Source organism: Enterobacter ludwigii (assembly GCF_001750725.1).
GTDB lineage: Bacteria > Pseudomonadota > Gammaproteobacteria > Enterobacterales > Enterobacteriaceae > Enterobacter > Enterobacter ludwigii.
In genome coordinates, this window is sequence record NZ_CP017279.1 from 2885439 (window position 1) to 2905887 (window position 20449).

Here is a 20449-nt window from a genome sequence, read left to right on the forward strand (position 1 = left end):
TATGACTCTGGTGACAGCTTATAACAGAGGATAACAGCGCATGGTGCTTGGCAAACCGCAAACAGACCCGACTCTCGAATGGTTCTTGTCTCATTGCCACATTCATAAGTACCCATCGAAGAGCACGCTGATTCACCAGGGTGAAAAAGCGGAAACGTTGTATTACATCGTCAAAGGCTCGGTGGCAGTGCTGATCAAAGATGAAGAAGGGAAAGAGATGATCCTTTCTTATCTGAACCAGGGCGATTTCATCGGTGAACTGGGCCTGTTTGAAGAAGGCCAGGAACGTAGCGCCTGGGTTCGTGCAAAGACAGCATGTGAAGTGGCTGAAATTTCCTACAAGAAATTCCGTCAGTTGATTCAGGTTAACCCTGACATCCTGATGCGTCTTTCTTCGCAGATGGCGCGCCGTCTGCAGGTGACATCTGAGAAAGTGGGTAACCTCGCCTTCCTGGACGTGACCGGCCGTATCGCTCAGACCCTGCTGAATCTGGCGAAACAACCCGATGCGATGACTCACCCTGATGGCATGCAAATTAAAATTACCCGTCAGGAAATCGGTCAGATTGTCGGTTGCTCCCGTGAAACAGTGGGCCGTATTCTGAAAATGCTGGAAGATCAGAACCTGATCTCCGCACACGGTAAAACCATCGTGGTTTACGGAACGCGTTAATTCCGCTCAAACGGCGTGCCATCGCAAGGTGTCACGCCGTTTTTGTCTCTATTCCCCATGTGGCGCAGGCTGATTTATCACCCGGAAGTTAACTACGCACTGCGACAAACGCTGGTGTTGTGCCTTCCTGTGGCCGTGGGCCTGATTCTGGGCCATCTTCAGCAAGGTCTGCTCTTCTCTCTCGTTCCCGCCTGCTGCAACATTGCCGGTCTGGATACACCGCATAAGCGCTTTTTCAAACGGCTGATCGTGGGCGGCTCGCTGTTTGCGGGCTGTAGCCTCGCCGTGCAGCTTTTGCTGGCCCGCGATATCCCGCTGCCGCTGATCCTCACCGTCCTGGCGATGACCCTGGGCGTAACCGCTGAAATCAGCTCACTGCACGCGCGTTTGCTTCCCGCGTCGCTGATTGCCGCCATCTTCACGCTGAGCCTTGCGGGTAACATGCCGGTGTGGGAGCCGCTGCTGATCTACGCCCTCGGTACGCTGTGGTACGGGCTGTTTAACTGGTTTTGGTTCTGGCTGTGGCGGGAACAGCCCCTGCGGGAATCCCTGAGCCTGCTCTACGTGCAGCTGGCGGATTACTGTGAAGCCAAATACACCTTGCTCACCCAGCATACCGATCCAGAAAAATCACTGCCGCCGCTGCTGACGCGTCAGCAAAAGGTGGTGGACCTGATAAGCCAGTGTTATCAGCAGCTACATATGCTCGCCGCCAATAAGAACCACGAATATAAGCGGCTGCTGCGCGTCTTCCAGGTGGGGCTGGACTTACAGGAGCATATCTCCGTGAGCCTGCACCAGCCGCAGGAGGTGCAAAAACTGGTCGAGCGCAGCCATGCCGAAGCGGTGATCCGCTGGAACGCGCAAACCGTCTCCGCGCGCCTTCGGGTGCTGGCTGACGATATTCTGTATCACCGCTACCCCACGCGCTTTAACATGGACAAACAGCTCGGCGCGCTGGAGAAGATTGCCCGTCAGCATGAAGACAACCCGGTGGGTCAGTTTGCTGCCTGGCACTTCAGCCGTATCGCCCGCGTGTTACGAACCCAGCGTCCGCTTTATCCGCGCGACCTGATGGCCGACAAACAAAAACGCCTGCCGCTGCTGCCGGCGCTCAGAAGCTACCTCTCCCTTAAATCATCTGCCCTGCGCAACGCCGCGCGAATTAGCGTGATGCTGAGCATTGCCAGCCTGATGGGCATGGCGCTACATCTGCCCAAACCGTACTGGATTTTAATGACCATCCTGTTTGTCACCCAGAACGGCTATGGCGCGACGCGGGTGCGCATTCTGCACCGGGCAGGCGGAACGATGGCGGGGCTGATCATTGCGGGCGTTACGCTGCACTTTCACGTGCCGGAAGGCTATACGCTGGCAGGGATGCTGGTGATCACGATGGTGAGCTACCTGATCATCCGCAAAAACTACGGCTGGGCGATGGTGGGCTTTACGGTAACGGCGGTGTATACCCTGCAGTTGCTCACGCTCAACGGCGAGCAGTTTATTATCGCCAGGCTGGTCGATACCCTGATCGGCTGCCTGATTGCCTTTGGCGGCATGGTCTGGCTGTGGCCTCAGTGGCAAAGCGGGCTGCTCAGACAGAACGCCCATGATGCGCTGGAGGCCGACCAGCAGGCCATTCGCCTGATCCTGAGTGACGACCCGCAGCCCTCTCCGCTGGCGTATCAGCGGATGAAGGTCAACCAGGCGCATAACGCCCTGTTTAACTCGCTGAATCAGGCCATGCAGGAGCCCGGCTTTAACTCGCACTATCTGGCGGACATGAAGCTCTGGGTGACGCACAGCCAGTTTATCGTTGAGCATATCAACGCCATGACCACGCTGGCGCGGGAACATACGATGCTGACGCCCGATCTGGCGCAGCGCTACCTGCAGTCGTGTGAGATTGCCCTTCAGCGGTGTCAGCAGCGACTCGAGTATGACGCGCCTGGCGAGTCAGGGGATTCGAACATTCTGGAGGCGCCAGAGACGCTCACCCACGGGCCAATGAGCACCCTGGAGCAGCATCTGCAGCGCGTTCTCGGGCATCTGAACACCATGCACACCATTTCGTCGGTAGCATGGCGTCAGCGCCCTCACCACGGGATATGGTTAACCCGTCGCTTAACGCGAACGGAGTCTTAAGCGTTTACGATCTTCGCGACCGCCGCGGCAAAACGGTTTAACCCGTCTTCAATGTCCTGATTTTCGACCACCAGCGACGGCGCAAAGCGCATCACGTCCGGTCCGGCATTGAGCACCATCACCCCTTCATGGGCGGCGGCGTGCAGGAAATCGCGCGCGCGGCCTTTGTACTGTGGCTTCAGCTCCGCGCCGATCAGTAACCCCATCCCGCGGATCTCGCTGAAGACGTCATACTGGTCATCAATCTGCTGCAAATGCGTCACGAAAAGCTCACGCTTCGCGTTGACGCCGCTCAGAACCTCAGGGGTATTGATAATGTCGAACGCGGCACCCGCGACGGCACTCGCCAGCGGGTTACCGCCGTATGTGGAACCGTGGGAACCCACGTGGAACGCGGAGGCAATCTCCTGCGTCGTTAATACCGCACTGACCGGGAAGCCGCCGCCGAGCGCTTTGGCGCTGGTCAGAATATCCGGCGTCACGCCGTAATGCATGTAGGCAAACAGGGAGCCGGTACGGCCCATCCCGCACTGCACTTCATCAAATACCAGCAGCGCCTGATGCTCATCGCACAGGTCGCGCAGCCCTTTCAGGAACGCAGGCGTGGCAGCCGTTACGCCGCCCTCTCCCTGGATCGGCTCCACCACCACCGCGCAGGTGTGGTCATCCATTACCGCTTTTACCGCATGCAGATCGTTAAACGGCACATGGATAATATCGGCCGGTTTTGGTCCAAAACCGTCGGAATACTTTGGCTGTCCGCCGACGGAAACGGTAAACAGCGAGCGACCGTGGAAGGCGTTGTGGAAAGCAATGATTTTGGTTTTGTACGGGCTGTGGCGCGTGGAGGCATAGTAGCGCGCCAGTTTGAAGGCGGTTTCGTTCGCTTCGGTACCGGAGTTCATAAACAGCACGCGTTCGGCGAAGGTCGCGCTGATTAACTTGCGGCCCAGACGCAGCGCCGGTTCGTTGGTAAAGACGTTGCTGGTATGCCACAGGGTTTCCCCCTGGGTTTTCAGCGCCTCCACCAGCGCAGGATGGCAATGACCCAGCGCCGTCACCGCAATCCCGCCGGCGAAATCAACATACTCTTTCCCCTGCTGATCCCAGACTCGGCTGCCTTTCCCTTTTACCGGGATAAACTCAGCCGGTGCATAAATCGGCAGAATGACTTCATCGAATGTCGCGCGGGTAATTGCAGATTGTTCAGTTGCCATGTCATGACCATCCATTTTATGTCACAGTGATTGTGAAAATATAATCACAAAATATGCATAAAAAATCACAGCAAGGCAACCACTATTCAACGATTGAGGAAATTTGCCAGCAGCTGGTGTCCCTGCTCGCTGAGGATACTCTCCGGGTGGAATTGCACCCCTTCGAGGTCCCATTCACGATGTCGGATCCCCATGATCTCCCGGGTATCGCTCCAGGCGGTAACCTCAAAGCATTCCGGCAGCGTTGACGGGTCAATGACCAGCGAATGGTAGCGCGTCACGGTAAGCGGATTATTAAGTCCCGTAAACACGCCCGTGCCGGTATGGGTCACCGGCGCGGTTTTGCCATGCATCACTTTGGCGGCGCGCACAATGGTGGCACCAAACACCTGCCCAATGGCCTGGTGGCCCAGGCAGACGCCAAGAATGGGCAGCTTACCGGCGTAATGATGAATGACATCCAGCGAAATGCCCGATTCCGACGGCGTGCAGGGCCCCGGCGAGATAACGATTTTCTGCGGGGCAAGCGCGTCGATTTCGGCCAGGCTGATGTCGTCGTTGCGGCGAACCACCACCTCTGCACCCAGTTCACAAAAATACTGGTAAAGGTTCCAGGTGAAGGAATCGTAGTTATCAATCAGCAGAATCATGGCGGCTCCAAAAAAACGTGCCGCCCTATTCTACTCAGTTTCCCGCGCTTCGCTCACTACTTTGGCAAAGATGGCGTTCAGGGCCGTTAAATCGCCCATTGCGCCGCTCTGGTTGGCCGCCGCCCATTTGCCCGGGTCGATATCTTTCCAGCTCAGCTGATAGCCTGCATGGATGGCGAGCTGTTCGAAGAAGATCCGCTGAGCGATACCGTTGCCAATCCGGAAGGGATGGAGCACGTTAATCTCACAGTAGTAGTGACTCAGGCGGGCCACAAACTCCTCTTTCTGCAGACCGTTGAGATACCCCTCTTCCTCGAGATCCTGCATCAGGACATTGCCCTCTTTCTCGATGTAGGCGAAGTGGCAGAAGCGGGTGTCGCCCTGATAAATATCGATTTCGCGGATATCGCCCGCCCAGTCAAAAATATCCTGATAAAGGTGGCGGTGGATTGCACAGAGATGCGGCAACCCCGGCGCCGACGGGCCTAAGCCTAGCGTCGCCACCCGCAGCGCGGTGATCTCATAGGATGCCTTTGCAAGACGGTCAGCCTGGCGAATATTCAGACGGTTACGCATCACATTCAGACCCGGGTAGAGATACGGGTCACGATCGTCACCGATTTTATCGCTCATAGTGCCTCCTGAGTTCTTCAAGACGGCTTTGCGCATCCTGGGCGTTTAGCGTAACGAGCGGGCTATCAACCCCCTCAAGGCGGCGGCTGGCCTGGAAATTACTGTTTCGCTGCTGCTCCCAGAGACGGGATTTTTGCTTATCGGTGAGTTTTTTCACTTAACGCCTCCCTGAAGATGTCCGTGTGCCACAAGTATAAGCAGCAAAACGCGCTTTCGCAGGGAGAGGAGCGAAACACGGGCGAGAAACGCCCGTGTCAAAGAAGGTTACGGCAGAACTTTTGCAGAGAGGATCACAACCGGTTTTGTCGGCACATTCTGGTACGGGCCAACGTCATGGGACTGCACCTGAGAAATCTTGTCAGCCACATCCATCCCTTTCACCACTTTACCGAAGACCGCGTAACCGAAGTCGCGCTGGCCGTGGTCGAGGAAGGCGTTATCCGCCACGTTGATAAAGAACTGGCTGGTGGCGCTGTCTTTATCTGCCGTACGCGCCATAGAGATGGTACCGCGGGTGTTGCGCAGGCCGTTATCCGCTTCGTTTTTAATCGGTGCGTTAGGCTGCTTTTGCTGCATTTGCTCGTTAAAACCACCGCCCTGCACCATAAAGCCCGGGATCACACGATGGAAAGTGGTGCCGTTATAGAAACCGTTATTCACGTAGTCGAGGAAGTTTTTCACAGAAACCGGAGCTTTCTGGCTATTCAGTTCCAGCTCAATATTCCCGGCGGAGGTGGTCAGCAGAACGTGAGGGTCTCCTTTGGCTGCCAGCGCAGCAGGGGAAACGGCAGAAAGAGCAAACACAGCTGCGACAGCCGCCAGCGTTGATTTGAGCATGAGAATTCCTTAACAAAGCGCAGTATAAAAAGCGAATGGCTTGATTCTAAAGAGCAGTATGAACGGAGACCAGCCTTTTACCTAATTTTACGAAATTGAAACAGTTGTAACCACGCAAACGATTGGTTATGACGCCCATTAATGTGATCTGAATCACATAAAAACCTGCAATAGCGATCGAATTTCTCTTAAAAGATATGAATGGATCACTTTAATGTCTAAAATCTGCCCGCTCTCAGCGCCCCTCGGGCGCTTTTCTTTTCCTGAACAGGCCAGACATGACTAACAGCAATCGTATCAAGCTCACATGGATCAGCTTCTTCTCCTACGCCCTGACCGGCGCGTTGGTGATCGTCACCGGGATGGTGATGGGTAATATCGCAGACTACTTCCAGCTGCCCGTTTCCAGCATGAGTAACACCTTTACCTTCCTCAACGCCGGGATCCTGATCTCCATTTTCCTGAATGCCTGGCTGATGGAAATTGTTCCACTGAAAACGCAGCTGCGTTTTGGTTTCGTGCTGATGGTCGCCGCGGTCGCGGGTTTAATGGTGAGCCACAGCATCGCCCTGTTCTCTGCCGCCATGTTTGTGCTGGGTCTGGTGAGCGGTATCACGATGTCCATCGGTACGTTCCTGATTACCCACATGTATGAAGGTCGTCAGCGTGGCGCACGTCTGCTGTTTACCGACTCCTTCTTCAGCATGGCGGGGATGATTTTCCCGATGGTAGCGGCCGTTCTGCTGGCACGCAGCATTGAGTGGTACTGGGTTTATGCCTGTATCGGTCTGGTCTACGTGGCAATCTTTATTCTGACCTTCGGCTGTGAATTCCCGGTTCTGGGCAAAAAAGCGCAATCCACGGACGAGCCGGTCGCGAAAGAGAAATGGGGTATCGGCGTACTGTTCCTCTCCGTTGCCGCACTGTGCTACATCCTCGGTCAGCTGGGCTTTATCTCCTGGGTACCGGAATACGCCAAAGGCCTGGGCATGAGTCTGAACGACGCGGGTAAACTGGTGAGCGATTTCTGGATGTCTTACATGTTCGGCATGTGGGCGTTTAGCTTCATCCTGCGCTTCTTCGACCTGCAGCGCATTCTGACAGTGCTGGCAGGCATGGCAACCGTGCTGATGTACCTGTTCATTAACGGTTCACCGGAGCATATGCCGTGGTTCATCCTGACCATAGGCTTCTTCTCCAGCGCGATTTACACCTCTATCATTACGCTGGGCTCTCTGCAGACCAAAGTGGCGTCACCGAAACTGGTGAACTTCGTGCTGACCTGCGGCACCATCGGCACCATGCTGACCTTCGTGGTCACCGGCCCGATCGTCGCCCACAGCGGCCCGCTGGCCGCGCTGCATACCGCTAACGGTTTGTACGCGGTGGTATTTGTGATGTGTCTGGTTCTGGGCTTTGTGACCCGCCACCGCCAGCATAATACGGCAGCGGCGTCGCACTGATCCCCTACGCCCCTTTGCGCTCAGCGAAGGGGCTGTTTTTCGTGAAGATGTGCTCTTCCGCAACCTCGTCCATTTTGATCCACGTCTGCGCAAGCTGCGTCGTGGCAATCACTCGCCCCTCCCGAATCGACCAGCGCGCCGGCACCTGGCAGCGCACCGCTTCAAACCCGCTCTCCGCAGGCAGCACGATCAGGTTAGCCAGATTTCCCGTTTCGATTCCGTAATCCGTCAGGCCGAAGGTTCGGGCGCTGTTGTGGGTTATCAGGTTCAAACCGTTGTCGATTTGCGAATACCCCATCATCTGACACACATGCAGCCCCATATGCAGTACCTGCAGCATATTGCCGGTGCCAAGCGGGTACCACGGGTCGAAGACATCATCATGCCCGAAACAGACGTTGATCCCCGCCTCCAGCAGCTCCTTCACTCGGGTAATCCCGCGTCGTTTGGGATAATCGTCAAAGCGTCCCTGTAAATGGATATTCACCAGTGGATTGGCGACAAAGTTGATGCCTGACATCTTCAGCAGGCGGAAAAGCCGCGAGGTGTATGCCCCGTTATAGGAGTGCATCGCCGTGGTATGGCTGGCCGTGACCCGCGGGCCCATCCCGGATTCATAAGCCAGAGTGGCCACCGTTTCCAGAAACCGGGACTGCTCATCGTCAATTTCATCGCAGTGGATATCCAGCGGACGGTCATATTTCTTCGCCAGTTCAAAGGCAATGTGCAGCGATTGCACGCCATACTCGCGGGTGAATTCAAAATGCGGGATTGCCCCGACCACATCGGCGCCCAGCTTCAACGCCTCCTCAAGCAGCGCCGCGCCGTCCGGGTAAGAAAGGATGCCTTCCTGCGGGAACGCCACGATTTGCAGCGTGATCCACGGCGCAACTTCCTGCTTCACCTCCAGCATGGCCTTCAGGGCGGTGAGCGTCGGGTCAGAGACGTCCACGTGGGTGCGCACAAACTGAATACCGTTGGCAATTTGCCCTTTCAGCGTCTTCCAGGCGCGCGCTTTTACATCCTCATGGCTAAGCAGTGCCTTACGCTCCGCCCAGCGCTCAATGCCTTCAAACAGCGTACCGGACTGGTTCCAGCTCGGCTCACCTGCCGTCTGGGTGGTATCAAGGTGGATATGCGGTTCAATAAACGGGGGGATGGCAAGGCCGCCACGCGCGTTTAAGATTCTTACGTTTTCGTCTTCGGTATCGCCCATCGGCGTAATGCCACCAAAACGGCCTTGCTCAATGGCGATTTGCCACAGCCCTTCGCGACCCGGTAAGCGAACATTCTGGATAAGCCCAAGCGGTGTTGTAGACATGCCTTTCCCCTGAAAAACGCGGCTGAAATTTGGGAGTACGCATTTTTGACAACGCGCCCCTTAATTTGTACACAAAATCGGCGACCTCGAAAAGCCAGCGATTTCCACAACTTATAAAAATCCTGACAAATCAGTCATATACCACCTAAGGAGTAGGCGAAGGCGTATTTGATTTGCATCAATAAGTGCCCCTGCTGAATCGTTAAGGTAGGCAGTAATAGAAAAGAAATCGAGGCAAAAATGAGCAAAGTCAGACTCGCTATCATCGGTAACGGCATGGTCGGCCACCGCTTTATTGAGGATCTTCTCGATAAAGCCGATGCTAACCAGTTCGATATTACCGTGTTCTGTGAAGAACCCCGCAAGGCGTACGACCGTGTGCACTTGTCTTCCTACTTCTCCCATCATACCGCTGAAGAGCTCTCTCTGGTGCGCGATGGTTTCTACGAGAAGCATGGCGTGAAAGTGCTGGTGGGCGAACGCGCTATCACCATCAACCGTCAGGAAAAAGTGATTCACTCCAGCGCCGGACGAACGGTTTTTTACGACAAGCTGATCATGGCGACTGGCTCGTACCCGTGGATCCCGCCGATCAAAGGCTCGGAAACGCAGGATTGCTTCGTTTATCGTACCATCGAAGATCTCAATGCGATCGAATCATGTGCCCGCCGCAGTAAACGTGGCGCCGTGGTCGGGGGGGGGCTGCTGGGTCTGGAAGCCGCCGGTGCGCTGAAAAACCTCGGTGTTGAAACCCACGTCATCGAATTTGCCCCCATGCTGATGGCAGAGCAGCTTGACCACATGGGTGGTGACCAGTTGCGCCGTAAAATCGAAAGCATGGGCGTGAAGGTTCACACCAGCAAAAATACCAAAGAGATTGTGCAGGAAGGCACCGAAGCGCGGAAAACCATGCGCTTTGCCGATGGCAGCGAACTGGAAGTGGACTTTATCGTCTTCTCTACCGGTATTCGCCCACGCGACAAGCTGGCCACCCAGTGCGGTCTGGCCGTCGCTCAGCGCGGCGGGATCATGATTAACGACACCTGCCAGACCTCCGACCCGGATATCTACGCCATCGGCGAATGCGCCAGCTGGAACAACCGCGTGTACGGTCTGGTCGCGCCTGGCTACAAAATGGCGCAGGTTGCCGTTGACCATATTCTCGGCAACCAGAACGCCTTCGAAGGGGCTGACCTGAGCGCCAAGCTGAAACTGCTGGGCGTAGACGTAGGCGGTATTGGCGATGCGCATGGCCGCACGCCGGGCGCACGCAGCTATGTTTACCTCGATGAAAGCAAAGAGGTGTACAAACGTCTTATCGTCAGTCAGGACAACAAAACCCTGCTCGGCGCGGTGCTGGTGGGCGATACCAGCGACTACGGTAACCTGCTTCAGTTGGTCTTGAACGCCATCGAACTGCCGGAAAACCCGGACGCGCTGATCCTTCCGGCGCATGCGTCCAGCGGTAAGCCGTCCATCGGCGTGGATAAACTGCCCGACAGCGCGCAGATTTGCTCCTGCTTCGATGTGACCAAAGGCATGCTGATTTCGGCCATCAATAAAGGCTGCCATACCGTCGCGGCCCTGAAGGCAGAAACCAAAGCCGGTACCGGCTGCGGTGGGTGTATCCCGCTAGTCACACAGGTTCTGAACGCAGAACTGGCGAAACAGGGTATCGAAGTCAACAATAACCTGTGCGAGCATTTCGCTTACTCTCGCCAGGAGCTGTACCACCTGATCCGCGTGGAAGGCATCAAATCCTTCGACGAACTGCTGGCGAAACACGGCCAGGGTTATGGCTGTGAAGTGTGTAAACCTACCGTGGGTTCCCTGCTGGCCTCCTGCTGGAACGAGTACGTTCTCAAACCAGAGCATACGCCGCTGCAGGATACCAACGATAACTTCCTGGCGAACATTCAGAAAGACGGGACTTACTCCGTCATCCCACGCTCCGCCGGTGGCGAAATCACCCCGGAAGGGCTGGTCGCCGTTGGCCGTATCGCGCGTGAATTTAACCTGTATACCAAAATCACCGGCTCTCAGCGTATTGGCCTGTTTGGTGCGCAGAAAGATGACCTGCCTGAAATCTGGCGTCAGCTGATTGACGCGGGATTCGAAACCGGCCACGCCTACGCGAAAGCGCTGCGTATGGCGAAAACCTGTGTGGGCAGCACCTGGTGCCGCTACGGCGTAGGCGACAGCGTCGGCTTCGGTGTGGAGCTGGAGAACCGCTACAAAGGCATCCGTACACCGCACAAAATGAAGTTTGGCGTCTCCGGCTGTACCCGCGAATGTGCGGAAGCGCAGGGTAAAGATGTGGGTATCATCGCCACCGAGAAAGGCTGGAACCTGTACGTCTGTGGTAACGGCGGCATGAAACCACGCCATGCAGACCTGCTGGCGGCAGACCTCGACCGCGATACGCTGATTCAGTATCTCGACCGCTTTATGATGTTCTACATCCGTACCGCCGATAAGCTGACCCGTACCGCGTCCTGGCTCGATAACCTGGAAGGCGGCATCGAGTACCTGAAATCGGTCATCATTGACGACAAACTGGGCCTGAACGACCATCTGGAAGCGGAAATGGCGCGCCTGCGCGAGGCGGTGATCTGCGAGTGGACTGAAACCGTCAACACCCCGGCGGCGCAGACTCGCTTCAGACACTTTATCAACAGCACCCAGCGCGACCCGAATGTGCAGGTTGTGGCAGAACGCGAGCAACATCGTCCGGCGACACCTTATGAACGTATTCCGGTGACTCTGGTGGAGGAAAACGCATGAGCCAGTGGGTAAACATCTGCAACATTAACGACATTCTGCCTGCCACCGGGGTCTGTGCCCTGCTGGGTAACGAGCAGGTCGCGATATTCCGCCCTCGCCATGATGAACAGGTTTTTGCCATCAGCAATATCGACCCGTTCTTTGAGGCCAGCGTCCTGTCCCGGGGATTAATCGCAGAGCATCAGGGTGAACTCTGGGTTGCCAGCCCGTTGAAGAAACAGCGTTTTCGTTTACGCGACGGGTATTGTATGGAAGATGAGCATTATTCCGTGAAGCCCTACGATGTCCGCGTGAAGGACGGTAAGGTGCAGCTGAAAGGCTAATCTCTCGCCTTTTCAATATGAAAAGCTTATGACCCCTTATGGGTAACGGCAGGAAAAACCGTATGTTCTGTACGATTCCTGCTGTTATCCTGACCTCAATTTCTTACCCCCTCCTTGAATGCTGTGAGGTAATGTCGTGGACCACCTGCCGATTTTCTGTCAATTACGCCATCGCGACTGTCTGCTTGTAGGCGGCGGCGATGTGGCTGAACGCAAAGCGCGCTTGCTGTTAGAAGCAGGAGCCCGACTCACCGTTAACGCCCTGGCTTTTGCCCCGCAGTTTGAGGCCTGGGAAAAAGAAGGGATGCTCACGCTGGTGCAGGAGGGGTTTAATGAATCCCTGCTTGATACCTGCTGGCTGACCATTGCCGCCACGGATGACGATGAAGTGAATCAGCGCGTCAGCGACGCCTGTGAAGCGCGCCGCATCTTCTGTAACGTGGTGGATGCCCCGAAGGAGGCCAGCTTTATCATGCCGTCGATCATTGACCGTTCGCCGCTGATGATTGCGGTATCGTCCGGCGGCCGCTCTCCCGTTCTGGCCCGCCTGCTGCGGGAAAAACTGGAAGCCATCCTGCCGCAGCATCTTGGTCAGATTGCCCACTATGCCGGGCAGCTGCGTTCCCGGGTTAAGCAAACCTTCGCGACCGTGGGCGAACGCCGTCGCTTCTGGGAAAAATTCTTTGTGAATGACAGGCTGGCCCAGTCGCTGGCGAATCAGGATCATAAAGCGGTGGAAGAGACGACGGCGCAGTTGCTCTGCGAGCCGCTGGATCATCGTGGTGAAGTGGTGCTGGTGGGTGCCGGCCCGGGCGATGCCGGTTTGCTGACGCTGAAAGGGCTGCAGCAGATCCAGCAGGCGGATATTGTGGTTTATGACCGTCTGGTCTCCGATGAGATAATGAACCTGGTCCGCCGCGATGCTGACCGCGTATTTGTCGGTAAACGTGCCGGGTACCACTGTGTGCCGCAGGAGGAGATTAACCAGATCCTGCTGCGCGAAGCGCAAAAAGGAAAACGCGTGGTGCGCCTCAAGGGTGGCGATCCGTTTATCTTTGGTCGCGGCGGTGAAGAGCTGGAAACGTTGTGCAACGCGGGCATTCCGTTTTCCGTGGTACCGGGCATCACGGCAGCTTCCGGCTGCTCAGCTTACTCGGGCATTCCGCTGACCCACCGTGACTATGCCCAGAGCGTACGCCTGGTGACGGGACACCTGAAAACCGGCAGTGAGCTGGACTGGCATAACCTGGCCGCCGAAAAACAGACGCTGGTGTTCTATATGGGGTTAAACCAGGCCGCGACCATTCAGGCCAAACTGCTTGAGCACGGCATGGAAGAGGATATGTCCGTCGCGCTGGTAGAAAACGGCACGTCCATTAAGCAGCGCGTGGTGAACGGCGTGCTGACGCAGTTAGGTGAGCTGGCACAGCAGGTTGAAAGCCCGGCGCTGATTATTGTCGGACGCGTAGTGGAGCTGCGCGATAAACTGAACTGGTTCTCGAATCACTAACGCATATTCCCCCTTCCCGGAGTAGTCCTTATGCGGACTACTCCCCTCTTACCGCTCCCGATAACATACCGCCCGCGAAATGGAATTTTTCCATTTATTCCCTCACGTTAGATCCAATTTTCGTTTTTTCAGACAAGGAATGCGTATGTTTAAACTGGCAAAAGCCGCCGTTCTGGTAGGCATGTTATCGACTCTGACCGCCTGCACCGGTCACGTTCAAAATACCAAAAATAATTGCAGCTATGATTACCTGCTGCACCCGGCAATTTCCATTTCGAAGATCATCGGTGGCTGCGGCCCGGCCGCACAGCAGTAAGCGTTTTTCAGGCGTAAAAAAAACCGGGAATGTCCCGGTTTTTTGTCTGGCTCAGCGCGTTTTTTGTCGGGAAGCGCTCATGCTTACCCGACAAAACAGGGTTACGGTTTACCCACAAACCCAATCGCCTGGTACACCGCTTTAAGGGTTTCAGACGCGCGGGCACTGGCTTTTTCCGCGCCCTCTTTCATCACTTTCTGCAGGAACGCTTCGTCGTTACGGTAGCGGTGATAACGCTCCTGCAGCTCGGTCAGCATGCCGGAAACGGCATCCGCCACTTCCCCTTTCAGGTGACCATACATCTTGCCTTCGAAGTGTTGTTCCAGCTCAGGAATGCTCTGGCCCGTCACACCGGAGAGGATATCCAGCAGGTTGGAGACGCCCGCTTTGTTCTGCACGTCGTAACGCACAACAGGTGGCTCATCGGAGTCGGTCACCGCACGCTTGAGCTTTTTAACCACCGATTTCGGGTCTTCCAGCAGGCCGATAACGTTGTTGCGGTTATCGTCAGACTTGGACATCTTCTTGGTTGGCTCCAGCAGCGACATTACGCGTGCGCCGGATTTTGGAATGAACGGCTCAGGCACTTTGAACACGTCGCCGTACAGCGCGTTAAAGCGCTGGGCGATATCGCGGCTCAGCTCCAGATGCTGTTTCTGATCTTCGCCAACCGGCACCTGGTTGGTCTGGTACAGCAGAATGTCTGCTGCCATCAGTACCGGGTAATCAAACAGACCGGCATTGATGTTTTCTGAGTAGCGCGCGGATTTATCCTTGAACTGCGTCATGCGGCTCAGTTCGCCGAAGTAGGTGTAGCAGTTCAGCGCCCAGCCCAGCTGCGCATGCTCTGGAACGTGAGACTGAACGAAAATGGTGCTCTTCTCAGGATCAATTCCGCAGGCCAGATACAGCGCCAGGGTGTCCAGGGTGGCTTTACGCAGCTTCTCAGGATCCTGACGTGCCGTGATAGCATGCAGATCCACAATGCAGTAAATGCAATGGTAATCGTCCTGCATGCTGACCCACTGACGTAACGCACCCATGTAGTTACCAATGGTCAATTCACCTGACGGCTGTGCGCCACTAAAAACGATGGGCTTAGTCATTATTCAATTCCTGATTATCTCTGTGCGAAAGCCCGAGTGCGGGCAACAAATCTTTGAAGTGGTCGAACACGACGTCCGGCTCACTCAGCGTGATGGCCTCACCGTAGTTGTAGCCATAGGTTAATCCCACTGAAGGACAACCCGCCGCTCTGGCAGCCAGAATATCATTGCGGGAATCACCGACAAAGAGCAGCTCCGCCGGCGTTAAGGATAATTTTCCCGCCACCAGCAGTAGCGGTTCCGGATGCGGCTTTTTGTTCTGCACATCATCACCGCCAACAATGACGGAAAAATACTTCGCGATATCCAGCGCTTCCAGCAGAGGGGCGACAAAAGGTGTCGGTTTGTTTGTCACCAGCCCCAGCGGAATACCGTTGGTATGAAGCGCACTCAGCGTTTCTGCGACATCCGGGAACAGGAAACTGCCCTCTTCGACCGTCTCTTCATAGAAACGATTGAACAATTTACGCAGGATACGCAGCTGTTCTTCCTGCGGGATATCCGCATGATCCACGCTCGGTTTACCCTGTGCAGAACGCTGGGACACACGCTCCTGGCGGGCCCATGTCAACGCGCGCTCCATCAGGACATCGGCGCCATTGCCAATCCACGTGATGACACGCTCTTCGCCCGCAACGGGCAGTTCAAGAGCATACAGCGCCTGGTCTACGGCGCTTGTTAAGCCCGGCGCGCTGTCGACCAGCGTGCCGTCGAGGTCAAATGCGATACCCCGGGTTGCCTGCAATTTATCCATGACTTACCTTCGCCAGTTCACGGCGCATTTCATCAATGACTTTTTTGTAATCCGGTTGGTCGAAAATCGCTGAACCTGCAACGAACATATCCGCGCCCGCTGCCGCAATTTCACCAATGTTATTCACTTTTACACCACCGTCGACTTCCAGACGAATGTCGTAACCTGACTCATCAATACGACGGCGCACTTCACGCAGTTTATCCAGCGTATGAGGGATAAACGACTGACCGCCAAAGCCCGGGTTAACGGACATCAGCAAAATGACATCCAGCTTATCCATCACATGGTCGAGATAGCTCAGCGGCGTAGCCGGGTTGAAAACCAGACCTGCTTTACAGCCATTCTCTTTGATGAGTTGCAGCGTGCGATCCACATGTTCAGACGCTTCAGGGTGGAAGGTGATGATACTGGCTCCCGCAGCGGCAAAATCAGGCACGATACGGTCAACAGGCTTCACCATCAGATGGACATCAATCGGCGCGGTAATACCGTAGTTACGCAGCGCTTTAAGCACCATCGGGCCAATGGTCAGATTAGGAACGTAGTGGTTATCCATAACGTCGAAATGGACGACATCCGCGCCCGCCGCGAGTGCTTTTGCAGTGTCTTCACCCAGGCGGGCAAAATCGGCCGACAGAATTGAGGGAGCAATCAAAAACTGTTTCATCCGCATCTCCTTGAAATGTGTTTACCGGCGGGCAAAACGGCTCAGGGGCGATAAAGAGCCAGGAGTTCGTCCACCTTTTTACGTGTGCCGCCGTTGCTGCTTATGCTACGCCGCACTTTGACCTGAAAATGCTTCGCGGCTTTGTACCATTCGCGCGTATCAGGGGTATCGTGATTCGAAATTAACACCGGAATTCTTTTGCTGACCAGCTTTTCCGCCATCTCCGCCAGACGGGCCTGCTCGGCCGGACTGAAGCTGTTGGTGTGATAAGCGGTGAAATTTGCCGTCGCAGACAGCGGTGCGTAAGGCGGGTCGCAATAGACCACCGAGTTTACGCCTGCCAGCTCCATGCACTCTTCATAGGAGAGGCAGTGGAATTCGGCATTCTGCGCTTTTTTAGCAAAGTGATACAACTCATCCTGTGGGAAATACGGACGCTTATAACGGCCAAACGGCACGTTAAACTCACCACGAAGATTATACCGGCACAGACCGTTGTAGCCGTGTCGATTGAGATAGAGGAACAACAGCGCCCGACGGAACGGATCCTGACTCTGATTAAATTCAGTACGGAACTGGTAGTAAACGTCCGGATTATTGTGCTCGGGTGTAAACAGCTTCCGAGCCTCTTCCACGTACTCGTCGGTCCGCAGCTTGACGATGTTGTAGAGGCTGATGAGGTCGCTGTTGATATCCGCCAGGATATAACGAGAAAAATCGGTATTCAGGAATACCGATCCAGCGCCCACAAAGGGCTCGATAAGACACTCGCCTTTCGGCAGGTGCTTTTTAATATCATCGAGCAGGGGGTATTTCCCCCCTGCCCATTTCAGAAAAGCGCGATTTTTTTTCATGCTGACTAACTGATTACACCTTCTCCGGCTGTGGAGAAAGCTCCGACAGCATCCTGCGCTTTAAACATTACTTCAGATCAGCCTGAACCTGATGAATTGGCTTAGCCCATGGGTTTTTCGCCTGAACGTCGGCGGGCAGCGTTGCAACAGCACGTTTTGCTTCATCTTTTGAAGCATAAACGCCACTTACCAGCACGTACCACGGCTGACCATTACGGGTCGTCTGATAAACCACATAGTTTTTCAGATTTGTTTTCTTCGCCCAACCGTTGAGGTTGTCATAGTTAGACGAACTGCTCAGCTGCAGCGTGTAATTGCTGGACGGGGCTGACTTCAGCGAACCGACGTTACCTGCAGTCTTGCCTGCTGCGGCGCTGGTTGTTGCCGTCGCTGCAGGTGCAGTTGCAGCTGGTGCCGAAGTGGCAGCCGGTGCCGTGGTGGTCGCCGTTGCTTTCGGTGCAGTCTGCGTAACCGGTGCTTTTGCCGGTTCGCTCACCGTGGCCGTTTCAGTACGTTTTGTCTGAGCCGGCGCTTTCACTTCAGGCGCTTTGACGACTGCCTGAGGTTTGGTTTCACGCTTAGGTTCAATCACAGCCTGCTTACGTTCAGGACGGGTCGCAGGTTGCGTCTGGCGCGGTTTGGTTTCGGTTGCAGCCGTTTGCGGCTGAGCGTTACCACCGCGGATCGGTGCAACGGTCGCAGGTTCAGTTGGCAGCGTAGAGTTAACCACGGCATTGTCCACCTGCGCCTGATTTTGCGGCTGCGTCAGGGCATTGTTCAGGTCGCCCTGAACTTCTACACGCTGCCGGCCTTCCGGCGTGGCAGGTGCCTGACCCTGTGCGGGGGTAGAAGAAACTGGCGGCAGAGAAACATCCTGCGGCTGTGTTGTATTTCCGGCAGTCTGCTCGGCGGAGGTGGTACCCGGCGCTGGCTGCGCACCATTCGCCTGATCGGTCGCATCGTTACCAGAGAGGCTGATACTCTTCTCAGTGGATGCCGCTTGCTCACCGGAAGGGGTCGAAGGCGCTTTTAGCGCAGAACCAATACCGACAATCAGCAGCACGAGCACCAGAACGCCGAGTCCCATCATGATGTACTGGCGGGAGGCGGGTTTCTGCGCAGCGGCTTTTTTACGTTTACGTGGGCGACGCTCTACAGGCTCTTCGTCCATTGAATCTTCTTCGGACTCATAACCCTCTTCTTCTCGCTCATCACGCGCGTTGCGGCTACGCGAAGGGCGACGATCGTCTGCATCCAGATCAACATCGTCAAAGTTGATCTGCGGCTCGTTATCACGTTCTGAAGATTGACGAGAACGACCAGTACGACGATCGCTGGGATCGGGTTTCAGCTCGTCTTCTGGTTTGAATTCATCCATTTAACACCCCACTCAAAGGCTTATGCCAACGACTTTGCATTTCGCCTGAAGCTAAACGACCACCTGTAACAGTGGCCTGACCTTTCTAGTTGTTACGCCTGCTGACAGTCAGCAATAGCGCCAAGAACCACATCATGCGGCACTCCGCCGCGTACTTCACTCTTCCCTATTGCAAGCGGGAGTACAAGACGCATCTCACCTGCCAATACTTTTTTATCGCGCATCATGTGGGGTAAATACGCTTGTGCCGACATCTCTTTCGGCCCGGTTACCGGCAAGCCCGCACGCCCAAGCAGCGTGATGATGCGTGCCGTCTCTTCCGGTTTAAACTGCCCCAGACGTTCAGAAGTGCGGGCAGCCATTACCATTCCGGCAGCGACTGCTTCACCGTGAAGCCAGTTACCGTAACCCATTTCGGCTTCAATCGCGTGACCAAACGTATGCCCAAGATTCAGTAAAGCACGTAAGCCCGTTTCACGCTCGTCTGCAGCGACAACTTCCGCTTTCAGCTCACAACAACGACGAATGCAGTAAGCCAGTGTCGCCTCATCCAGGCGCAGCAACGCGTCCATATTCTCTTCCAGCCAGTCAAAGAACTCGCCATCCAGAATGATGCCGTATTTGATCACTTCAGCCAGACCGGAAGCCAGCTCGCGTTTCGGTAGGGTTTTCAGACAGTCGAGATCCACCACCACCGATGCCGGCTGGTAGAACGCGCCAATCATATTTTTACCGAGCGGATGGTTAACGGCCGTTTTGCCGCCGACAGAAGAGTCGACCTGAGACAGTAACGTGGTAGGGATTTGAATAAAACGCACACCACGTTGATAACTTGCAGCCACAAAGCCCGTCAGATCGCCCACAACACCGCCGCCCAGGGCAAGCAGTGTTGTATCGCGACCATGCGGTTTTTGCAGCAATGCGGTAAAGACGGTATCCAGTACCGCCAGGCTTTTATACTGCTCGCCATCGGGCAGAATCACACTGTCGACTTTAACGCCCGCCTGTTCAAGCAGGTGGCGAACGCGGTCGAGATAAAGCGGAGCCAGCGTCTCATTGGTGACCAGCATCGCCTGATCACCCGCTTTCAGTGGTAAAAAGGAAGCTGGGTCGTTAAACAAACCAGCCGCGATGGTGATTGGGTAACTACGTTCCCCGAGAGTAACTGTAATCCTCTCCATGACGCGACATCCACCTTTAATGCTTTTACCCGCAGGCGATTGTATATAAAGCCAGAATCAGTTGCTTTCCAGCATATGAATAATCTGGTTTGCAACCACTTTAGCGCTCTGATCGTCAGTACGAATGGTCACATCAGCAATCTCTTCGTACAGCGGATTGCGTTCATCGGCCAACGCTTCCAGAACTTCGCGTGGTGGCGTTTCAACCTGCAGCAGCGGGCGCTTTTTATCGCGCTGCGTACGTGCCAGCTGTTTTTCGATGGTCGTCTCGAGATAGACCACTACGCCACGGGCGGAGAGACGGTTGCGGGTTTCGCGAGATTTGACAGAGCCACCGCCTGTTGCCAGAACAATGCCCTGCTTTTCCGTGAGTTCGTTGATCACTTTTTCTTCTCGGTCACGGAAACCTTCTTCGCCTTCTACGTCGAAAACCCAGCCCACATCAGCTCCGGTTCGTTTCTCAATCTCTTGATCAGAATCGTAAAATTCCATATTGAGTTGTTGAGCTAACTGACGCCCAATAGTGCTTTTGCCGGCACCCATAGGCCCAACCAGAAAGATATTGCGTTTCTCTGCCATTTTATCGGTACTACTAAGACTATTCGTTAATGGTAATCCCCGCTTCGCAGACACC

General features: G+C 55.2%; 20 protein-coding genes. 7 read left to right on the forward strand and 13 right to left on the reverse strand.

The genetic code is table 11. The features are described from left to right. Positions 1-40: 40 nt before the first annotated feature. On the forward strand, positions 41-673 hold the full coding sequence (gene crp / locus BH714_RS13595; RefSeq protein WP_000242758.1) for a cAMP-activated global transcriptional regulator CRP: 633 nt from the start codon (positions 41-43) through the stop codon (positions 671-673). A 57-nt stretch (positions 674-730) separates the two neighbouring features. Continuing rightward, positions 731-2818, forward strand: coding sequence for a YccS/YhfK family putative transporter (locus BH714_RS13600; protein ID WP_020884592.1), 2088 nt, complete (start codon positions 731-733; stop codon positions 2816-2818). Here the strand turns inward: BH714_RS13600 and argD are convergent. The 5 genes from argD to ppiA all read right to left on the reverse strand — a co-directional run bounded on the left by argD (position 2815) and on the right by ppiA (position 6155). Next, complete coding sequence (argD, locus tag BH714_RS13605; protein ID WP_176399553.1) at positions 2815-4035, reverse strand: bifunctional acetylornithine/succinyldiaminopimelate transaminase; 1221 nt, start codon at positions 4033-4035, stop codon at positions 2815-2817. The two genes, BH714_RS13600 and argD, sit on opposite strands and share 4 nt — an antisense overlap. An 86-nt stretch (positions 4036-4121) precedes the next feature. Continuing rightward, positions 4122-4685 (reverse strand): aminodeoxychorismate synthase component 2, encoded by a 564-nt coding sequence (gene pabA, locus BH714_RS13610; protein WP_014171933.1) that lies wholly within the window; start codon positions 4683-4685, stop codon positions 4122-4124. A 30-nt stretch (positions 4686-4715) separates the two neighbouring features. Beyond that, positions 4716-5318: a putative adenosine monophosphate-protein transferase Fic gene (locus BH714_RS13615; RefSeq protein ID WP_025202869.1), complete on the reverse strand. Its 603-nt coding sequence runs from the start codon at positions 5316-5318 to the stop codon at positions 4716-4718. Next, a complete protein-coding gene (locus BH714_RS13620; RefSeq protein WP_014171935.1) occupies positions 5308-5475 on the reverse strand; it encodes a YhfG family protein in 168 nt (55 codons plus the stop codon). Before BH714_RS13620 ends, BH714_RS13615 begins: the two co-directional genes overlap by 11 nt. A gap of 107 nt (positions 5476-5582) precedes the next feature. Continuing rightward, positions 5583-6155 (reverse strand): peptidylprolyl isomerase A, encoded by a 573-nt coding sequence (gene ppiA, locus BH714_RS13625; RefSeq protein WP_014171936.1) that lies wholly within the window; start codon positions 6153-6155, stop codon positions 5583-5585. 278 nt (positions 6156-6433) lie between these two features. Between ppiA and tsgA the strand changes: the two genes are divergently transcribed. After that, on the forward strand, positions 6434-7618 hold the full coding sequence (gene tsgA / locus BH714_RS13630) for an MFS transporter TsgA (RefSeq protein WP_040018193.1): 1185 nt from the start codon (positions 6434-6436) through the stop codon (positions 7616-7618). Positions 7619-7622: 4 nt separating this feature from the next. Here tsgA and BH714_RS13635 read toward each other — a convergent pair whose 3' ends face one another. Continuing rightward, complete coding sequence (locus tag BH714_RS13635; protein ID WP_040018194.1) at positions 7623-8939, reverse strand: cytosine deaminase; 1317 nt, start codon at positions 8937-8939, stop codon at positions 7623-7625. A 240-nt stretch (positions 8940-9179) separates the two neighbouring features. On the opposite strand from BH714_RS13635, the gene nirB reads away from it, so the two are divergent. The 4 genes from nirB to BH714_RS13655 all read left to right on the forward strand — a co-directional run bounded on the left by nirB (position 9180) and on the right by BH714_RS13655 (position 13872). Next, positions 9180-11723 (forward strand): nitrite reductase large subunit NirB, encoded by a 2544-nt coding sequence (nirB, locus tag BH714_RS13640; RefSeq protein ID WP_014171939.1) that lies wholly within the window; start codon positions 9180-9182, stop codon positions 11721-11723. Beyond that, the gene (gene nirD / locus BH714_RS13645) at positions 11720-12046 is read left to right on the forward strand and encodes a nitrite reductase small subunit NirD (protein ID WP_020884585.1); all 327 of its coding nucleotides are present in this window, start codon (positions 11720-11722) and stop codon (positions 12044-12046) included. Before nirB ends, nirD begins: the two co-directional genes overlap by 4 nt. Before the next feature lie 136 nt (positions 12047-12182). Beyond that, positions 12183-13556, forward strand: a complete 1374-nt coding sequence (gene cysG / locus BH714_RS13650; protein WP_040018195.1) for a siroheme synthase CysG — start codon at positions 12183-12185, stop codon at positions 13554-13556. 145 nt (positions 13557-13701) lie between these two features. Further along, complete coding sequence (locus tag BH714_RS13655) at positions 13702-13872, forward strand: YhfL family protein (protein WP_020884583.1); 171 nt, start codon at positions 13702-13704, stop codon at positions 13870-13872. Between the two features lie 101 nt (positions 13873-13973). On the opposite strand, the gene trpS is transcribed toward BH714_RS13655, so the two are convergent. From trpS to aroK, 7 genes are all read right to left on the reverse strand, one after another. Next, the gene (gene trpS, locus BH714_RS13660; RefSeq protein WP_014171943.1) at positions 13974-14978 is read right to left on the reverse strand and encodes a tryptophan--tRNA ligase; all 1005 of its coding nucleotides are present in this window, start codon (positions 14976-14978) and stop codon (positions 13974-13976) included. Then, positions 14971-15732, reverse strand: coding sequence for a phosphoglycolate phosphatase (gene gph / locus BH714_RS13665; protein WP_014171944.1), 762 nt, complete (start codon positions 15730-15732; stop codon positions 14971-14973). The genes trpS and gph overlap by 8 nt, the downstream gene beginning before the upstream one ends. Continuing rightward, a complete protein-coding gene (rpe, locus tag BH714_RS13670; RefSeq protein WP_014885523.1) occupies positions 15725-16402 on the reverse strand; it encodes a ribulose-phosphate 3-epimerase in 678 nt (225 codons plus the stop codon). Before rpe ends, gph begins: the two co-directional genes overlap by 8 nt. Before the next feature lie 41 nt (positions 16403-16443). Further along, a complete protein-coding gene (dam, locus tag BH714_RS13675; protein ID WP_014171946.1) occupies positions 16444-17256 on the reverse strand; it encodes an adenine-specific DNA-methyltransferase in 813 nt (270 codons plus the stop codon). Positions 17257-17323: 67 nt separating this feature from the next. Continuing rightward, complete coding sequence (gene damX, locus BH714_RS13680) at positions 17324-18634, reverse strand: cell division protein DamX (RefSeq protein WP_040018198.1); 1311 nt, start codon at positions 18632-18634, stop codon at positions 17324-17326. Positions 18635-18726: 92 nt separating this feature from the next. Next, positions 18727-19815: a 3-dehydroquinate synthase gene (gene aroB / locus BH714_RS13685; protein ID WP_040018199.1), complete on the reverse strand. Its 1089-nt coding sequence runs from the start codon at positions 19813-19815 to the stop codon at positions 18727-18729. A gap of 57 nt (positions 19816-19872) precedes the next feature. Then, positions 19873-20394, reverse strand: a complete 522-nt coding sequence (aroK, locus tag BH714_RS13690; RefSeq protein ID WP_003861630.1) for a shikimate kinase AroK — start codon at positions 20392-20394, stop codon at positions 19873-19875. Positions 20395-20449: the final 55 nt, after the last annotated feature.

Coding starts and splice junctions, on each gene's coding strand:
- crp (WP_000242758.1), top strand. CDS start 41: ATGGTGCTTGGCAAACCGCAAACAGACCCGACTCTCGAATGGTTCTTG.
- BH714_RS13600 (WP_020884592.1), top strand. CDS start 731: ATGTGGCGCAGGCTGATTTATCACCCGGAAGTTAACTACGCACTGCGA.
- argD (WP_176399553.1), bottom strand. CDS start 4,035: ATGGCAACTGAACAATCTGCAATTACCCGCGCGACATTCGATGAAGTC.
- pabA (WP_014171933.1), bottom strand. CDS start 4,685: ATGATTCTGCTGATTGATAACTACGATTCCTTCACCTGGAACCTTTAC.
- BH714_RS13615 (WP_025202869.1), bottom strand. CDS start 5,318: ATGAGCGATAAAATCGGTGACGATCGTGACCCGTATCTCTACCCGGGT.
- ppiA (WP_014171936.1), bottom strand. CDS start 6,155: ATGCTCAAATCAACGCTGGCGGCTGTCGCAGCTGTGTTTGCTCTTTCT.
- tsgA (WP_040018193.1), top strand. CDS start 6,434: ATGACTAACAGCAATCGTATCAAGCTCACATGGATCAGCTTCTTCTCC.
- BH714_RS13635 (WP_040018194.1), bottom strand. CDS start 8,939: ATGTCTACAACACCGCTTGGGCTTATCCAGAATGTTCGCTTACCGGGT.
- nirB (WP_014171939.1), top strand. CDS start 9,180: ATGAGCAAAGTCAGACTCGCTATCATCGGTAACGGCATGGTCGGCCAC.
- nirD (WP_020884585.1), top strand. CDS start 11,720: ATGAGCCAGTGGGTAAACATCTGCAACATTAACGACATTCTGCCTGCC.
- BH714_RS13655 (WP_020884583.1), top strand. CDS start 13,702: ATGTTTAAACTGGCAAAAGCCGCCGTTCTGGTAGGCATGTTATCGACT.
- trpS (WP_014171943.1), bottom strand. CDS start 14,978: ATGACTAAGCCCATCGTTTTTAGTGGCGCACAGCCGTCAGGTGAATTG.
- gph (WP_014171944.1), bottom strand. CDS start 15,732: ATGGATAAATTGCAGGCAACCCGGGGTATCGCATTTGACCTCGACGGC.
- rpe (WP_014885523.1), bottom strand. CDS start 16,402: ATGAAACAGTTTTTGATTGCTCCCTCAATTCTGTCGGCCGATTTTGCC.
- dam (WP_014171946.1), bottom strand. CDS start 17,256: ATGAAAAAAAATCGCGCTTTTCTGAAATGGGCAGGGGGGAAATACCCC.
- damX (WP_040018198.1), bottom strand. CDS start 18,634: ATGGATGAATTCAAACCAGAAGACGAGCTGAAACCCGATCCCAGCGAT.
- aroB (WP_040018199.1), bottom strand. CDS start 19,815: ATGGAGAGGATTACAGTTACTCTCGGGGAACGTAGTTACCCAATCACC.
- aroK (WP_003861630.1), bottom strand. CDS start 20,394: ATGGCAGAGAAACGCAATATCTTTCTGGTTGGGCCTATGGGTGCCGGC.